This window comes from Rhodococcus sp. OAS809 (assembly GCF_040546695.1).
Taxonomy (GTDB): Bacteria; Actinomycetota; Actinomycetes; order Mycobacteriales; family Mycobacteriaceae; genus Rhodococcus_F; species Rhodococcus_F qingshengii.
This window is the reverse complement of sequence record NZ_JBEPOI010000002.1, coordinates 4221860-4236746: the sequence shown is the minus strand read 5'-3', so window position 1 is coordinate 4236746 and position 14887 is coordinate 4221860. Positions and strand designations below refer to the sequence as shown.

At 62.8% G+C, this 14887-nt stretch carries 14 protein-coding genes; 8 read left to right on the top strand and 6 right to left on the bottom strand.

The window, feature by feature from the left end; genetic code table 11:
* Window position 1: 1 nt before the first annotated feature.
* Together ABIE52_RS22720 and pdxR are read right to left on the bottom strand one after the other, a co-directional pair.
* Complete coding sequence (locus tag ABIE52_RS22720; protein ID WP_192712627.1) at window positions 2-2119, bottom strand: oxidoreductase; 2118 nt, start codon at window positions 2117-2119, stop codon at window positions 2-4.
* A 59-nt stretch (window positions 2120-2178) separates the two neighbouring features.
* Entirely contained in the window at window positions 2179-3564 is a 1386-nt protein-coding gene (pdxR, locus tag ABIE52_RS22715; protein WP_125052430.1) for a MocR-like pyridoxine biosynthesis transcription factor PdxR, read from the bottom strand.
* Between the two features lie 97 nt (window positions 3565-3661).
* Here pdxR and ABIE52_RS22710 point away from each other — a divergent pair, with 97 nt between their 5' ends.
* On the top strand, window positions 3662-4369 hold the full coding sequence (locus tag ABIE52_RS22710; RefSeq protein WP_007735513.1) for a pyridoxamine 5'-phosphate oxidase family protein: 708 nt from the start codon (window positions 3662-3664) through the stop codon (window positions 4367-4369).
* Window positions 4370-4434: 65 nt separating this feature from the next.
* Here ABIE52_RS22710 and ABIE52_RS22705 read toward each other — a convergent pair whose 3' ends face one another.
* The 4 genes from ABIE52_RS22705 to ABIE52_RS22690 form a co-directional block, all read right to left on the bottom strand.
* The gene (locus ABIE52_RS22705; protein ID WP_192712626.1) at window positions 4435-5670 is read right to left on the bottom strand and encodes an HNH endonuclease signature motif containing protein; all 1236 of its coding nucleotides are present in this window, start codon (window positions 5668-5670) and stop codon (window positions 4435-4437) included.
* 59 nt (window positions 5671-5729) lie between these two features.
* Window positions 5730-6545, bottom strand: coding sequence for a slipin family protein (locus tag ABIE52_RS22700; protein ID WP_003946040.1), 816 nt, complete (start codon window positions 6543-6545; stop codon window positions 5730-5732).
* Window positions 6542-7012 carry an NfeD family protein gene (locus ABIE52_RS22695; RefSeq protein WP_007735511.1) on the bottom strand — a complete coding sequence of 157 codons (471 nt, stop codon included), beginning with the start codon at window positions 7010-7012 and terminating at the stop codon, window positions 6542-6544. The genes ABIE52_RS22700 and ABIE52_RS22695 overlap by 4 nt, the downstream gene beginning before the upstream one ends.
* 67 nt (window positions 7013-7079) lie before the next feature.
* Window positions 7080-7880 (bottom strand): IclR family transcriptional regulator, encoded by an 801-nt coding sequence (locus tag ABIE52_RS22690; protein WP_192712625.1) that lies wholly within the window; start codon window positions 7878-7880, stop codon window positions 7080-7082.
* A gap of 247 nt (window positions 7881-8127) precedes the next feature.
* Here ABIE52_RS22690 and ABIE52_RS22685 point away from each other — a divergent pair, with 247 nt between their 5' ends.
* The 7 genes from ABIE52_RS22685 to ABIE52_RS22655 are packed head-to-tail and all read left to right on the top strand — an operon-like array spanning window position 8128 to window position 14866.
* Window positions 8128-9180 (top strand): NrtA/SsuA/CpmA family ABC transporter substrate-binding protein, encoded by a 1053-nt coding sequence (locus tag ABIE52_RS22685; protein WP_064113624.1) that lies wholly within the window; start codon window positions 8128-8130, stop codon window positions 9178-9180.
* Between the two features lie 4 nt (window positions 9181-9184).
* A complete protein-coding gene (locus ABIE52_RS22680; protein WP_003946011.1) occupies window positions 9185-10042 on the top strand; it encodes an ABC transporter permease in 858 nt (285 codons plus the stop codon).
* Window positions 10039-10881 carry an ABC transporter ATP-binding protein gene (locus ABIE52_RS22675; RefSeq protein WP_118606044.1) on the top strand — a complete coding sequence of 281 codons (843 nt, stop codon included), beginning with the start codon at window positions 10039-10041 and terminating at the stop codon, window positions 10879-10881. Before ABIE52_RS22680 ends, ABIE52_RS22675 begins: the two co-directional genes overlap by 4 nt.
* On the top strand, window positions 10865-11905 hold the full coding sequence (locus tag ABIE52_RS22670) for an ABC transporter substrate-binding protein (RefSeq protein WP_007735503.1): 1041 nt from the start codon (window positions 10865-10867) through the stop codon (window positions 11903-11905). The genes ABIE52_RS22675 and ABIE52_RS22670 overlap by 17 nt, the downstream gene beginning before the upstream one ends.
* Window positions 11902-13011 carry an LLM class flavin-dependent oxidoreductase gene (locus ABIE52_RS22665; RefSeq protein WP_050656907.1) on the top strand — a complete coding sequence of 370 codons (1110 nt, stop codon included), beginning with the start codon at window positions 11902-11904 and terminating at the stop codon, window positions 13009-13011. Before ABIE52_RS22670 ends, ABIE52_RS22665 begins: the two co-directional genes overlap by 4 nt.
* Window positions 13008-14162 carry an LLM class flavin-dependent oxidoreductase gene (locus ABIE52_RS22660; protein ID WP_007735501.1) on the top strand — a complete coding sequence of 385 codons (1155 nt, stop codon included), beginning with the start codon at window positions 13008-13010 and terminating at the stop codon, window positions 14160-14162. The genes ABIE52_RS22665 and ABIE52_RS22660 overlap by 4 nt, the downstream gene beginning before the upstream one ends.
* Window positions 14159-14866: a class II aldolase/adducin family protein gene (locus ABIE52_RS22655; protein WP_047271865.1), complete on the top strand. Its 708-nt coding sequence runs from the start codon at window positions 14159-14161 to the stop codon at window positions 14864-14866. The genes ABIE52_RS22660 and ABIE52_RS22655 overlap by 4 nt, the downstream gene beginning before the upstream one ends.
* Window positions 14867-14887: the final 21 nt, after the last annotated feature.

Below are 14887 nucleotides of genomic sequence, written 5' to 3'. Positions count from 1 at the left end.
GTCAAAGATCCATCGCGACTTTCCACGCCGTGTGCATCGCGCCCTCGATGTAGTCGACGTTCACCGCGTCACCGACCACGTGCACGTCGGAGACGACGCCGATCAGAGCGTCGGCCAGTGGCGCCTGCGCCGACACTCCCGAGGCGACGACAACCATGTCGGCCGGAGCGGTCAGTGTCTTGTCACCGGAACGGAATTCGACGTGCTCCTTGGTGATGCGCTGCACCGTTGAATTGCGGTGAATGTTCACGCCGACATGCTTGGCGTGCCGCACCGCCGTCCAGCGGCGCGGCATCGCCATCGGAATGCCCAACTGCTGGCCTTCTTCGATCAGCGTCACATTGCGACCTCGCTCGGCCAGGAACTCCGCGAGCTCGAGTCCGACAAGCGAACCACCGATCACGACAACGTCCTTACCCATGGGCAGGAACTTGCGGGTCACAGCTCGGATCGCCGCGGGGCTCTTGGTGATACCGGACAGCTTGCCCAACTTGGCCATCGTCCGCAGGAACGGCGGTACCTGTGAGACGTCTCCCGCTCCGGTCATCAACGCGCGCAACGAATCACCGGTGTGCACGTGCGGGAGATCACCGCCCGGAACGCTAGGCCGCTCACGAACCGCACCGGTGGCCACGACTACGGCGTCGGGGTTCAGTGCCCGGATCAAGGCAACCGAGGCTTCGGTCTTCAGTCGAACATCGACACCGAGACGCTCGATTTCCACTTTCAACCAGCTGAGCAGACGCCCGTTGTCCGGGGTAGTGAGGCTCGAGAACCACAGGGTGCCACCGAGGCGATCGGACTTGTCCAACACCGTGACTCGGTGCCCACGTTCAGCGGCCACGCGGGCCGTCTCGAGACCACCGGGGCCCGCTCCGACCACAACAATGCGTTTCGGAGTGCTGGTCCGGACGAAGGGGAGAAGCGCTTCGTTGCCGAGCGCGGGATTGACAGCGCACAGCGGCGTCTCGTCCCAGAAGTTCTCCTGCACGCAGACGTAGCAATTGATGCAAGGCCGAACCCGCTCGGGTGCACCGTCTTTGAGTTTGTTCACCAACTGTGGATCGGCCAGGAGCTGGCGGCCCATTGCGGCGAAGTCCGTGCGACCTTCCGCGATCATCTTCTCGCCGACCTCGGGGAGCATACGTCCGACCGTGATCACGGGGATCGATATCGCCTGCTTGATTCGCGTTGCATTGTCGGTGTAGTAGCCGACCTTGTCGGGCAGGGGGCCGTCGGTGAAGTTGGCAAAAGCATTCAGCGCGGTACCGGTGACGTGAATGGCGTCAGCGCCGGCCTCTTCGAACATCTTCGCGGCCGCAGCAGCCTCGTCGACCGTCAGCCCGTCGGTTTCGCCGTACTCTTGACCGGCCAGACGCACGATGACGGCGAGCGCACCACCGACCTCCTCCTTGACCGCCCGAATGACCTCACAAGCGAGGCGAGCACGGTTCTCCATGGAACCTCCGTACTCGTCGCTGCGCTGATTCGTGTACCGACTCAGGAACGCTCCGAGGACGTAGTTGTGGGCACAGTGAATCTCGACGGCGTCGCCGCCCGCCGCCTTCACCCGTCCGGCAGCCTCGGCGAACATGCGAACCAGCCAATCAAGATCTTCCTTGGTTGCCTCGTGGTACGTAGCCCTCTTGCCCTCGTTGATGGCAGCCATCTTGCCCAGTTCTTCTGGCGTGCAATCGGCCATCGCGCTCATGTCACCCGGCGGCTTCGGCGTGGACGGGACCAACTGCGGTCGGCCGTCGAGGGTATCGATGCGCGCCACCTTGCCGTGGTGTGTCATCTGCACACAGAGCTTGCTGCCCGCGTCGTGGACTGCGTCGGCCAACGCCTTCAGACCGGGGATGAACCGGTCTTCCGAAAGCCCCGGTTCCTTGCGGCTGGTGCAGCCCAGCGGATACGCAACAGCGCAGCAACCGGTGATGATCAGACCCGTTCCACCAGCCGCACGAGCCACGAAGTGGTCGATGTCGCCCTTTTCGATTTCCCCGTCTTCACACAGGTTCATGTCCATCGCAGGGAGAACCACACGATTGGGCACGGTCATCGGGCCGATGGTGCCTGGTGCGAGCAGGTGCGGAAAGGTCTGGCTTCGGATCGTCACGAGCAGACGCTAGAACTGGACCACGCCCATCCGTTGCCGCACTCCCGATCAACGAGACTTCACGCGCAGTGACGTGCGAGGCACTCGGCTATCACCTCGAGCGCATATTCGAGGTCCGCGGATTCCACTCGCCCGTAGCCGATGACCAATCCGCCGGGGTCTCCGTGCGTTCGGGTGGACTCGACCAGGGTGGGCACTTCGACGCCGTGTTCAAGTGCCTCGCGAGCGACGGTGGCTGCCAGATCCGCGTCGAGCATGAGCGTCGTGTGCATGCCGGCGCCGAGACCCCGCAGTTCACCGAACGATGACAGCGCTTCCTCGACCGCCCGATCACGCTCCCGGTACCTGCGCCGGGCGGTACGCACCGCTCGATCCCATTCGCCGTCACGGAGCAGGGACAGGAGTGCTTGCTGCAGCGGAACCGACGGGAAGTCGCCGATTCGCTGGCGGTGTACTGCTATGCGGTCGACCAGGTCGAGGGGAGCTACCAACCAGCCCAATCGAATTCCGGCGCCGAGCGTCTTTGCAACTGTTCCGAGATACACCACCCGATCAGGAGCCAACTGGGCAAGCGCAGGCAAAGGCGCTACGTCGTAACGGAATTCGGAGTCGTAGTCGTCCTCGAACAGGACGACGTCGCGGACGCGGGCGAACTCGATCAACTGGTTGCGCCGACCTACCGGAAGCAGCCCACCCGTCGGATACTGATGGGACGGTGTCACATACACGCCACGGACGCTCTCCGACGCAGTTTCGAGTTGGTCGACACAGAGACCATGAGCGTCGACGGGCACGTCGAGCAGCGACCATCCACAGGCTGTAGCGGCCGAGGACGCATACCGGTATCCGGGATCTTCCATCGCCAGAACAGCACCACGGGTACGCAGAGCCGACAGGGCGAGGCCGAGACCATGCGTGGCACCTGAGGTGATCAGGATTCTCTCGGGTTCAACCGACATTCCGCGGGCTCTTGCCAGCAATTCCGATAGTGCCGAACGCAATTCGTAGTCACCCGCAGGATCGGGATCCTCGAAAGGTGGCGGTTTGGACCCGACGTCACGCCACGCCCGCCGCCACGCTGCCGATGCACGCGGCGGCGTCCACGGCACGCCCGGCCGGAGCTGCACCCTGGGCGACATCTTGTCGGCGGCATTCTTCGGTGTAGTCGTGGGAGTGACCATGGGGGAGGGCGCCTCGGCAACGAAGGTGCCTGAGCCGTGCACAGCGACAAGCCAACCCTCGGCGATCAACTGCTCATACGCCCGTTCCACGACGCCCCGCGCCACCTCGAGTTCCGCCGCCAGCTTCCGGGAACTGGGTAACCTCAGACCCACTGCCGCCTTACCACTGCGGATATCAGCTCTGAGGTGGTCGGCAATCTGGATCGGGAGCGCCCGCCGATCTGTCCGGTCGAGGACGACGGCTACCGCCGAAGGCAGAAACATTCGGAATCCTCCCGGAAGTGGCAAATCGAAGTGGCCTATCGAAGTCTCCACTGATTGGACCATGACTTGAAGCCACTTTGCCACCAGCATTGTCTGCATGACAGATTCCGTTGTCTTTGCTGCCCCTGCTCCTGCCCCCACTGCACCTGTTCCGCTGTCCCCAACAGCACGTACGACGCACAAGCGCGCCCGCCACCACGGCGTCGCAGAACGCGCGGCACTCGTCGACGTCTTGCAGTCCGCGAAGCTGTGCCACATGGGTGTGACCGTCGGCGGAGTTCCCATGGTGTTTCCCACCGCCTACGGGTTCGACCTCGACGGCCCCGACCGCGGCGGATCTATTTATGTTCACGGTTCAGTCGCTTCACGGAGCTTGGCTCCCGACAGCGAAATCTGCATCACCATCACGATCCTCGACGGGCTCGTGTTGGCTCGGTCGGGCTTCCACCACTCGATGAACTACCGCAGCGGCGTCATCATCGGATCACCTCGAGTCGTGACCGACGGCGACGAACGCGTGAAGGCTTTGAATCTGATCGTCGACCAGGTGGTTCCCGGACGTTCCCAACACTTGCGGGATCACACGCGCAAGGAAATGGTGGCAACCATCGTTCTTGCGCTGCCGTTGTACGAGGCTTCCGTCAAGGCTCGCACCGGCGGCCCCGGTGACGATGCCGCCGACATCGGTATCGAAACCGTTTGGGCTGGAGTAGTTCCCGCAGCTACGCACTTCGGTGAACCGATCCCGTCCGAGGATCTCGACTCCGGTGTCGCGCTGCCGGACCATATCTCGACGATGCTCTGACCGCACACGCCGTACACACCGGGGCATGGCTAAGCCCCGGTGTGTACGTATTCAGTTGCGCCCGTTCAGGCTGCTGTGGGTGGGCTGTTCCCGCCGATCGGCTGTTGATACGGGTCGATCGACATCGGTGGATAGAACACTGTCTTCCGATCCGGCTCGATCTCCACCCGCCATTCGGTGTGGTGCAGTGTCCGATGATGATGACCGCACAACAAGATCAGATTGTCGAGATCCGTTGGGCCGCCATCGTTCCAGTGAACAATATGATGGGCATCGCACCACCCCGACGGTGTCCCGCACCCCGGAAACGCACACCCACCATCCCGAACCGCAAGAGCCCGCCGCTGCGGCACCGTCGCCGTTCTCGCTTCCTTACCGCAGTCGAGCGGAACACCATTCTCATCCAACAAAATTCGCGTCACGGTGCAGTCGCACGCCAACATCCGGGCGGTATCGATACTGATCGGGCCCACCCAATCCGTCCACGCGAACCCCAACTCCTCAGTGGACGGCAGGAGGTCTTTCAGAACTTTAAGGTCCGTCATATCTTTTGCCGACGCGGTCACCGTGATGTGCGGTTTCACCCCGCCCTCGATCGGACCCAACCCCGCCCGCTCGTACCGCCGCAACAACTCGCAGAACCCGTCCGCCCGCCGCAGCGCCGGCGTACGCGTGTCCTTGACACCGTCCTTCTCCGGCGTCGGCGCCGACAGACTCGACAACAAGATCAGACGCGCCCCGTTCACAGCATCCAAGTCACCCTTCACCGACACCCGCCCGTACAAACCTTTCGAGGCGTAGAACTCGTTACGCTCCGAATCCTCGCCGACCGGAACACCGTCCTCACGCTTGCCGTACTGCTTCTCGATCCGCCGGATCGCCGCCCGCACCGCATCACAATCGGCAATGTTCTTCGACGCCAACCCGAGCAAGATCCCGCGAGCCTTGTCCACGTCCGCCGGCGTCATGTTCTTCGGCGGATGCTGACAAAACGACGCAACCTGCCGCGCCTTCAACGCATCCACATCACCACGGTGAAACGCATCCGCGACAACAGGTTCGAGCATCAACAACCGCGCCAACCCGACCAGCAGACTGCACTCACCGATCTCCAAATTCGTCGAACCATGCAACCACTGCGCGATCGCCCGAAAACCCTTCCCGCCGAGAACCTCACGGGAAAACACCTCCACGATCAGCAACACCAACCGCGACTGCAACTCGTGCCGGACACGCACCAGATCCAGAACCTCCCCCTTGAGGCCCTCGCCATCCAGCTGCCACGCATCCCGACTGTCCATGCCGAAAGTCTAATCGAACATAGTTTCGAATACAAGGAACGGATAACCGAAACTAGATGCTAATCAACAACTTTCGCATTCCAGGCGAAACGGGCAGGTTCTTGGGTCGCGGGAGTTGCCGCAACTCCGCCACCGATAAAGGGCCGGACAAGATCCAGCGGCAAGGGGAAGACAACGGTGGAGTTGTTCTCGCTACCGATCTCGTGAAGTGTCTGCAGATATCGCAACTGCAGGGTGGTCGGATTGCGGCTGATCACCTCGGCCGCCTCGGCGAGCTTGGCCGAAGCCTGAAACTCGGCGTCGGCGTTGATGATCTTGGCTCGCCGCTCTCGTTCGGCCTCTGCTTGCCTGGCGATGGCGCGCTGCATGTTGGCCGGAATCTCGACGTCCTTGATCTCGACGGTCGTGACCTTGACTCCCCACGGCTCGGTCTGCTGATCGATTACCTTCTGCAAGTCCTCGTTGAGCCGTTCACGTTCGGAGAGGAGCGAGTCCAACTCAGCTTTACCGAGGATGGAGCGCAGTGTGGTCTGGGCGATCTGTGAGGTGGCGGCCAGAAAATCCTCGACTTCGACTATCGAACGGTCAGCGTCGACGACCCGAAAGTACGTGACGGCGGTGACCTTCACAGGAACGTTGTCGCGGGTAATCACTTCTTGGACAGGTATTTTCAGCGTAACGGTTCGCAGACTGACCCGCTCCATACGATCGATCGCCGGCACCAGAATCACCAGACCAGGACCCTTCAAGGTGATCAGTCGACCGAGGCGGAACACCACCGCGCGCTCGTACTCGCGCAGAACTCTCACCGACATGCCCACAAGGACTGCAATCAGCACGACAAACACGGACAACACGACAAGCACGGTGGTCATAGCGGCAGCTCCCACGGTTCACGACGGCGCACTTTCAGAGTCAGGCCTCGAACCTGCTCTACGACGACGGATTCGCCCACGGCGGGCACAGAATCGTCGTACCCGAATTCCATTCGAGCACGCCATAATCCGCCGTCGAGCTCGACCTGACCCTGCGCACCGGTCCAACTGCGAACGGTCGCGTCCGAGCCGACAAGAGATTCCGTCCCCGTACGCACGGGAGCGCGGCGCGCGGTAAGCGCTTTTCGACTCGCTACCGCCACCACGCCCAGGCCGACTACCGCGACCCCCGCCGTCACCGGGATCGCGATCAATTGCCCGATACCGTCGGACGTGAAGAGCATCCACACGCCGGCACCGATCATGAGTGCTCCAAGCGCACCGAGCACCCCCGCGGTTGGGGCATGCGCCTCGACCACGATCAACAGGACGCCCAGCAACAGGGCAACGACACCGATCGTCGTCATCACTCGTCTCCACGCTCGCGAGGACGCGGTCACGTCGCGTAGCCATTGTGCGATCGCGCCCTCGACTTCAACGGTAATCACGTTCGGCCGGATCTGCCACAAGCGCTTTCACATCACGTCGGAGAAGGACCTCACCGATCTGTCGTGCAGTCACCTTGGCAAGATCCGCGAGGAACGGAATCCGTTCGTCGATCATCAGCTCGACCGGACCACGAAGCCCGAGAGCGTAACGCACAGTGCCAGATCCATCGATTATCGGAATTCCGATCGTTCGGAAATCCGGGGTCAACTCCTCGTCGTTGAATCCGTATCCTCGCTCACGAGTCAGTTCCAGTTCCCGGCGGATACCGGCGACATCGGTGATCGCACGCTGAGTGGTCGCTTCACGTGGCAGCGCAGCCAGCTCGGAATCGTCGACATCGGACCAAGCCAGAAAGGCTTTCCCCAGTGCGCTCGCATGCAAGGGAAGGCGGACACCCTGCAGCACGTGCCCGTCGGCCTCGCGCCACCGACTGAATCCGAGCAACACCACCTCACTTCCGCTTCGCACTGCCAGGGAAGCGGATGCTCCTGTCGTCGCGGCCAATTGCTCCAAATAGGGCTCGGACAGATAGATCCGATGCTGCCGGTAGGAGACCTGTCCGTAAGCCGCCAGCGCCGCGCCGATGCGATACCGACTGGTTGCGTCGTCCTTCTCGAGAAATCCCGCGTCGACGAGCGACTGCAGCAATCGATGCGTGGTGCTGACCGCAAGCTCTTGTCGCCGCGCAACTTCCGAGACTCCCAGTTCTTCGCCACTGCGAAAACATGTGAGCATGGTCAGGGCACGGGTTACCGTCTGAACTCCCGCGCCGCGTGCGTCCGTCACGAACGATCCTTTCGCTGTGGCCTGATCGACCTGAGAATCGGACGCTAACACGGACCCAGCAGTCCGGCCATCCTTTCCATCAGATGGAAAGGAACCGAACGTGGAGCTACAAAAGCCCAGATGAACAGACTTCCGATGTTGTCAAGATTTCCAATCTCCAGAAAACAAACGGGGGTAAAACGGACAGGCACCCAATAGCGTCATCGTCGTCAGTTCTGACGATTCAACGCCTGAAGGAGCCACATACATGTCCCGCTTCCGCCGACTGCCACGAGCTGCCGCTGCGCTCGCCATGATCCCGCTGGCCGGGTTGGCGGTGGCGTGTGGGTCTTCCGATTCCGACAGCGCCGCAGGCAATTCCAGCGCAGACTTCACGCTCAAGGTCTTCGATCCCGGAAACTCCGGTGCCATCGCCGTCGGCAAGCGTGACGGAACCTACGACGAGGCGCTGGCACCGCTGGGCGCAAAGATCGAATGGGTCAAGACCACACCGGGATTCAGCTCCAACCTCAAACTCTTCAACAGCGGTGAACTCGACATCCAAACCGGCGCATACAGTCCCGTCGTCGGCGCACTGTCCAAGGACGTGGGTGTCCGCATCTTCGCCACGTCCGACCCGTACAACAAGGACCAGGCCGGCATCATCGCCACTCCGGAGTCCGGCATCAAGACCGTCGCAGATCTGGCCGGCAAGCGCATTGCCGTCAACCCTGCAGGCAAGGGCGAGTACATCACGCTCAAGGCTCTGACGCAGGCCGGAGTGCCGATCGATTCCGTCGAACGTGTTCCGCTGCAACAGGCTGACGCGGCGTCGGCATTCTCCACCGGGCAGGTCGACGCGTGGGCATCGTTCCTGATTCCGTATCAGGAGGCCAAGGCCAAGGGCGCGGTCGAGATCGCAACCGAGGCGAGCATCGACTCCGTGGACAGCACCATCATCGCCGGCCGCACCGTAGTACTCGAAGCGCATCCCGAAGTGGTCCAGAAGTTCCTCGAAGTCACCCAGGAACTCACCGCGAAGCAGCAGGCCGACCCGGCAGCATTCGAGAACGTCTTCGAACAGACCGGTCCGCGCGCACTCTCCGGACAGCGACTCGACGACGCGATCACCCTGGGCGGCCAGATCACCAACTTCCGCTACCCGACTGCAGCCGACGCTACCGACCTCGAATCGATCTCCACGTTGTTCGCCGACAACAAGGTGATCCAGCAGCCGATCAAGGGCAGTGACGTGATCTTCGACCTCCAGGGTGCTGTGGCAGGTTCGGCAGCGGCAGCGCCCACCACCGAGGGGAAGTGACCCGATGGTGACGCTGACCCGGCCCGCACGAACTGCGTCGCCGTCAGTGGAGCATCCACAACTCGAAACGCCCCGCTACCGCCGCAATCGCAGCAGGCCCAAGTGGGTCTCGATCCCACTCCGCTTCCTCGTGCCCGCGCTGCTGGTTGCCGGATGGTGGATCGGATCCGCTACCGGACTGATCCGAGAAGAGATCCTGGCCGGACCTCCGGCGGTGTGGACGGCATTCGCCGAGCTGTACCAGTCGGGTCAGTTGGTCGACTTCGGTCTCGCGTCGCTTCAACGTGCTGCACTCGGTGTTTCGGTCGGTGTGATCGTCGGATTGGTGCTCGGGGTTCTGTCCGGTCTCTCCTCGCTCGGTGAAGAACTGATCGACTCGACCATGCAGATCAATCGCGCGGTTCCGTTCCTCGCGCTCGTTCCGCTGTTCATCGCCTGGTTCGGTATCGACGAAACCTTCAAGGTAGTCCTGATCGCCGTCGCGACCGTCGCCCCCATGTACGCGTACACCTACCTGGGAGTGCGCGGAGTCGATCGCAAGATGGTGGAAGCGGCACAAGGTTTCGGCCTGACGGGTTGGCGACTGGTGTTCGGAGCGATTCTTCCGACCGCCCTCCCCGGTGTTCTGATGGGGCTTCGAATCTGCCTGTCGCTCAGCATCACCGGATTGATCGCCGCCGAGCAGGTCGGCACACGTGAGGGCATCGGGTATCTGGTCACCCTGGCGCAGGAATACAACCGCACCGACTACATGGTTCTGTGCATCGTCATGTACGCGGCACTGGGACTCATCTTCGACGCAATCGTCAGACTGATCGAGCGGTACTCCATGCCGTGGCGGAGATTGTCGGTGGCGCGATGACGAATACAACCATCGGCTCGCTGCCATCCACCGAAGCACCTCTGCCGCCGTTGGCAGCCCGTGAGCGGACCGGCACCACTGCGGCCGAGCGACGTGCCGGATCACCGGTAGCAGTCTCACTCACCGGAGTGCGTAAGTCATTCGGCGACAAGACTGTTCTAGGTGGTATCGACCTCGAGATCACGCGCGGCGAGTTCGTCGTTCTGCTCGGCCCCAGCGGAACCGGCAAGACGACCCTGCTGCGAGTGCTCTCTGGTTTGGAAGCACCGGACAGCGGTGAGGTGCTGGTCCCGCGCGACCGCACGGTCGTCTACCAGGAACCGCGATTGATACCGTCGAAGCGAGTTCTGGCTAATGTCACGGTGGGACAAAAGCGATCGCGCCAGGTGGCCGACAACGCACGCAACGCACTCTCCGAGGTCAACCTCGCGGACAAGCACCGCGCCTGGCCGGCCACGCTCTCCGGCGGTGAGGCCCAACGCGTCGCATTGGCGCGCGCTCTTGTTCGCGAACCTGAACTATTACTGCTCGACGAACCGTTCGCAGCCCTCGACGCTTTGACCAGGCTCCAAATGCAAGACTTGGTAGGCGATCTGGTCGCCCGCCACCGTCCGGCTGTACTACTCGTCACGCACGACGTCGACGAAGCCGTACGACTTGCCGACCGTGTGCTCATCCTCGACAAGGGCGGGTTTGCCGTGGATGTCGACATCGACCTGCCACGCCCCCGCGATCGGAACGATCCCGAATCTCTGCGCTACCGAGCGAGTTTCCTGAAGGAACTCGGCGTCGGTCGCACCTTCCCCGACGGACAGGACAGTCATGACATTGATCGCTGATTCCGCAATCGACACACTCTGGTACACCCGCTGCCCCGTTCCCACCGCCAGCGGCCTCGCCAACAGTCTCGGTTGGCTCGACCGGACGGCAAACGAATCCGGAGTGCGTTTCGGCGTACTGCAAGATGCCGGACCGGAATTGGCAGTGCGCCATTTCGATCACCACCTCTCCGGACTCATTCGTGAAGGCGGCAACGTCCCCGCACTGGCCGCGCGTGCCAGTGGTTCTCCGACGAGGCTCATCGGGCTCACCTGGATCGACGAGGCCCAGGCAATCCTGGTGCGCGGAGACTCCGACATCCGAGAAGCCGGTCTTCTGGCAGGCGCTCGGATCGGCATCCCGGCCTGGGCGGCAGATCAGGCCAGGAGCTTTCCCCGTGCCATGGCCCTGCACGGCTTCGCCTCCGCACTTCGACTCGGCGAGTTGAGTTTTGCCGACGTCACTCTCGTCGAGGTTGCGACGACGGCAGCCCCCGAGGTCCGCACCGCCTCGTCCACCCGCAACACGACGTGGGGCGTCGAATCCCTGCTACGCGGCGACGTCGACGCCATCTACGTCAAGGGTGCCCGCGCCCAGGAAGTTGCCCGCGAACATGGCCTCGCCGTTGCCGTCGATCTCGATTCCACTGCATCGCTACGTGATCGCGTCAACAACGGCACCCCACGACCGATCACAGTTCACGCCGACTTACTCGAACAACGCCCGGACATCGTCGTGGGCTTCCTCGCCGAGAGCCTGAGAGCGGCGGACTGGGCCGCAGCCAACATCGACGAGGTCCGAGCCGTTCTGCAGACCGAAACACAGTCGGGGCCCGAAGGTGTGGTGGCAGCGTACGGCGAGAACTTCCACACCGGACTGCATTTGAGCCTGTCTGACGAGCGTGTGGACCTGCTCGGCGTGCAGAAACAATTCCTGTATGCGCACGGCTTCCTTGCCGCCGACTTCGACCTGCAGTCCTGGGTGGCGCACGAACCACTGGAACAGGCACGCAACCTCGTTGCGCAGAAGGGCACAGCAGAATGACGGACGTCTACTGGGAGCTACCGTCTCGCGGTGACGGACGCCGCGCGGTGGCCGCACTGAACAGTCGCGGCGGCTTCGGGCCGCAGCGACCGACTACCGTCGCGACCGATGTTCGTCCCGGAAACTTCGGGCCCTTCGACGAATTGGCACAGATCGTTCTCGCCGCCGAACTGTCGGGCGTCGACGGCGTTGTCGCACCGTACGATCCGAATGGCGAAGAATCCTGGATCGTTGCTGCCGCCGCCCTACGTCAGACGCGTCATTCGCGAGTGGTCGTGGAGTTTCACCCCACTTTCGGCACCCCCGTCTACGCCGCCAAAATGTCGGCGACACTTCAGCGCCTGTCAGCAGGTCGTCTCGAATGGCGAGTGAAGGTAGAGACGGACCCCGAAGACGCCGCTGCTCGCGGCGACGTGGTTCGAGGAGCCGACCGCTACGCGCGCGCCGCGGAGTTCCTGACCGTCGCCCGTGGCGTATGGAACGAGGAGCAGATTCTCCCTGGCGGATTCGGCGGCACGGGTTACGACTTCGACGGCGAGTACTACGACGTACTCGGCGGCGGATTCCGAGGCATCTTGTCGGGACTCCGCTTTCCCCGAGTGCATCTGACCGGGGACTCACCGGAAGCTCTGGAACTCTCGGCCCACCATGCCGATGTCCATCAGTTCACCCTTGCCGGCGACGAGTTGTCGACACGGATCACCACCCTCGACGACCGAGCATCCGAACTCGGCAGGACCGTCGAGAAGGTCCTGCGCATCCCGATCATCGCGAGGGAAACAGCGGACGAAGCCTGGGCTCGCGTCGAACGGCAACTGAGAGAAGCCGATTCCGCTGCACTCGAGATCGATCGGGGCGGCATCCTGTGGTCCGGATTCGACCGCATCGGCTACGAGCACAGTATCGGCCTCGTCGGAAGCTACGAGGAGGTGGCGCAGCGATTGTCGTCGTATCGCGATATCGGCGTGGACGGTTTCGTCTTGTCCGGTCGGCCACACATCGAAGAGCTGCACCGGGCGGGCGAGCATCTCCTGCACCTGGTCGATCCCGAGGGTCGGATTCGCAAGGAAGAGAAGGCCACCACAGAAGAGAAGGCCACCGCATGAGCATCGATTTCTATTGGCGGATCGGGATGGAAGGCGACCACGCGTCACTGCGTACTCCGCGTCGCTACAACCGCGGCGATGCCGGTGGATACGGGCCGGGCAACATTGCTCCCGCGATCCGCGGCGGCGAATTGGACGGATACAGCTACATCGACCACATGGCCGCGGTGGCAAAGGCTTCCGAGTCCGCAGGGTTCCTCGGTGGACTGCTGCCGTCTTTCCCGATGACCGAGGATCCGTGGGCGACCGCAGCAGCGTTGGCCGCCGAGACCACCACCTACCGTTTCATGGTTGCGTTCCAACCAGGGTTCCTGCACCCGGTACAGGCAGCGCGGATGTCGGCCAGTCTGCAGCGCGCAACCGGCGGACGTCTGGTTTACAACATCATCAGTGGTGGAGGTGGAGCGCCTCAGCTGTGGTGGGGCGACAAGGTCGACCACGACGATCGCTACACCAGGACGTCCGAGTTCCTCGATGTCCTCAAGGGTGTGTGGGACGGCGAACCTTTCGACTTCGACGGTCGCTTCTTCCAAACCCACGGCGCCGCACTGCCAACCGGACTGGCCGGCCAACCGTTTCCCGAGGTGTACTTCTCCGGATCTTCGGCCGCAGCCGTCGCCGCCGCCGGACTGCACTCCGATTACTACCTTTCCTGGCTGGAGCCGTACGCCGATCTCAGAGCCAAGATCGACGGAGTGCGGGAGAACTCGGCCAAACTGGGACGCACGCCGAAATTCGCCGTACGCATCGACGTCGTAGCCCGGCACACCGAAGAAGCCGCGTGGGCCGAGATCGAGAAAGGCTGGGCCTTCGTCGACAAGGGGGCCGCCGACCGTGCAGCCCAGGGTGACTCGGTGGGCGCCGCCCGCATCAAAGGCTGGGTACCCGAACACATCACCGGCTACCGAGATCTGGAAGTGCAACCCAACGTGTGGTGCGGCTTCAGCCTCATCCGCGGCGGACCGGCGTTCGGACTGGTCGGCAGTTACGAGCAGGTCGCCGAAAGACTCGACGAGCTGCGCGAACTGGGCGTCGACGCCTTCATCCTCGCCGGTAACCCGCATCTCGAAGAGGCATACCGCGTCGGCGAAGAAGTTCTTCCCCTCCTGCAGCGCACCCCGATCACACCTTCTGGACTGGAGACTCGATGACCACCACCGAAACTCGACTCGACACCGATACCGCAGCATTCGTCGAAGAAGCTCGCAAAGCAGCAGACAAAGCATTCGACGTCTTCCGCAAGACCGGAACCGTTGCAGCCAACGGGACCGTCAACTTCGTCGAACGAGTACCCGGCACCGAAATCGCGGTCGCCCTGAACGATCCGGGACCGTGGGCGAACGATCCGTCGGTGTCACCGGTTGTCGCCACCTTCGATGGAGAGGTGCTGTCCGGCAACGGATCGGCCGGATTTGTCACCGGCTACGCATCGGTCTTCCGTCAGCATCCGGAAATCACCAGCGTTGTCCACATCCACACACCGTGGCTCGGCGGTTGGGCACAGACACATCGGACGCTACCCATCCGCTATGCGGCTTCGCAGAGGCTGACGCTCTCCCGAGAGATTCCGCCGCACATCGATCGGTCCCGTTCTGCAGGCGATTTCATTCTCGAGCGTCTCGAACACGATCCCGATCTGGTGGCGATCTTCGAAGCCAACGGCGGGGTCAACGTCATCGGCCGCAGCGGGTTGCTCGACCTCGCGAAGTTCGTCGTCCTCCTCGAGGAGGGCGCACAGTTCCAGGCGATCGCCGAATCCCTCGGCGGTTCGGTCGAATTCGATCCGTCCAACCTCGCCGTGCAGTGGGGCCGTAGCGGACTCGCCGACGAGGCGCGTCGACGCGGCCTCATCTAGCCACCCCCATCACTGATTCAG

Coding starts and splice junctions, on each gene's coding strand:
- ABIE52_RS22675 (WP_118606044.1), top strand. CDS start 10,039: ATGACGAATACAACCATCGGCTCGCTGCCATCCACCGAAGCACCTCTG.
- ABIE52_RS22685 (WP_064113624.1), top strand. CDS start 8,128: ATGTCCCGCTTCCGCCGACTGCCACGAGCTGCCGCTGCGCTCGCCATG.
- ABIE52_RS22670 (WP_007735503.1), top strand. CDS start 10,865: ATGACATTGATCGCTGATTCCGCAATCGACACACTCTGGTACACCCGC.
- ABIE52_RS22695 (WP_007735511.1), bottom strand. CDS start 7,012: ATGACGACGATCGGTGTCGTTGCCCTGTTGCTGGGCGTCCTGTTGATC.
- pdxR (WP_125052430.1), bottom strand. CDS start 3,564: ATGTTTCTGCCTTCGGCGGTAGCCGTCGTCCTCGACCGGACAGATCGG.
- ABIE52_RS22700 (WP_003946040.1), bottom strand. CDS start 6,545: ATGACCACCGTGCTTGTCGTGTTGTCCGTGTTTGTCGTGCTGATTGCA.
- ABIE52_RS22665 (WP_050656907.1), top strand. CDS start 11,902: ATGACGGACGTCTACTGGGAGCTACCGTCTCGCGGTGACGGACGCCGC.
- ABIE52_RS22710 (WP_007735513.1), top strand. CDS start 3,662: ATGACAGATTCCGTTGTCTTTGCTGCCCCTGCTCCTGCCCCCACTGCA.
- ABIE52_RS22660 (WP_007735501.1), top strand. CDS start 13,008: ATGAGCATCGATTTCTATTGGCGGATCGGGATGGAAGGCGACCACGCG.
- ABIE52_RS22680 (WP_003946011.1), top strand. CDS start 9,185: ATGGTGACGCTGACCCGGCCCGCACGAACTGCGTCGCCGTCAGTGGAG.
- ABIE52_RS22655 (WP_047271865.1), top strand. CDS start 14,159: ATGACCACCACCGAAACTCGACTCGACACCGATACCGCAGCATTCGTC.
- ABIE52_RS22705 (WP_192712626.1), bottom strand. CDS start 5,670: ATGGACAGTCGGGATGCGTGGCAGCTGGATGGCGAGGGCCTCAAGGGG.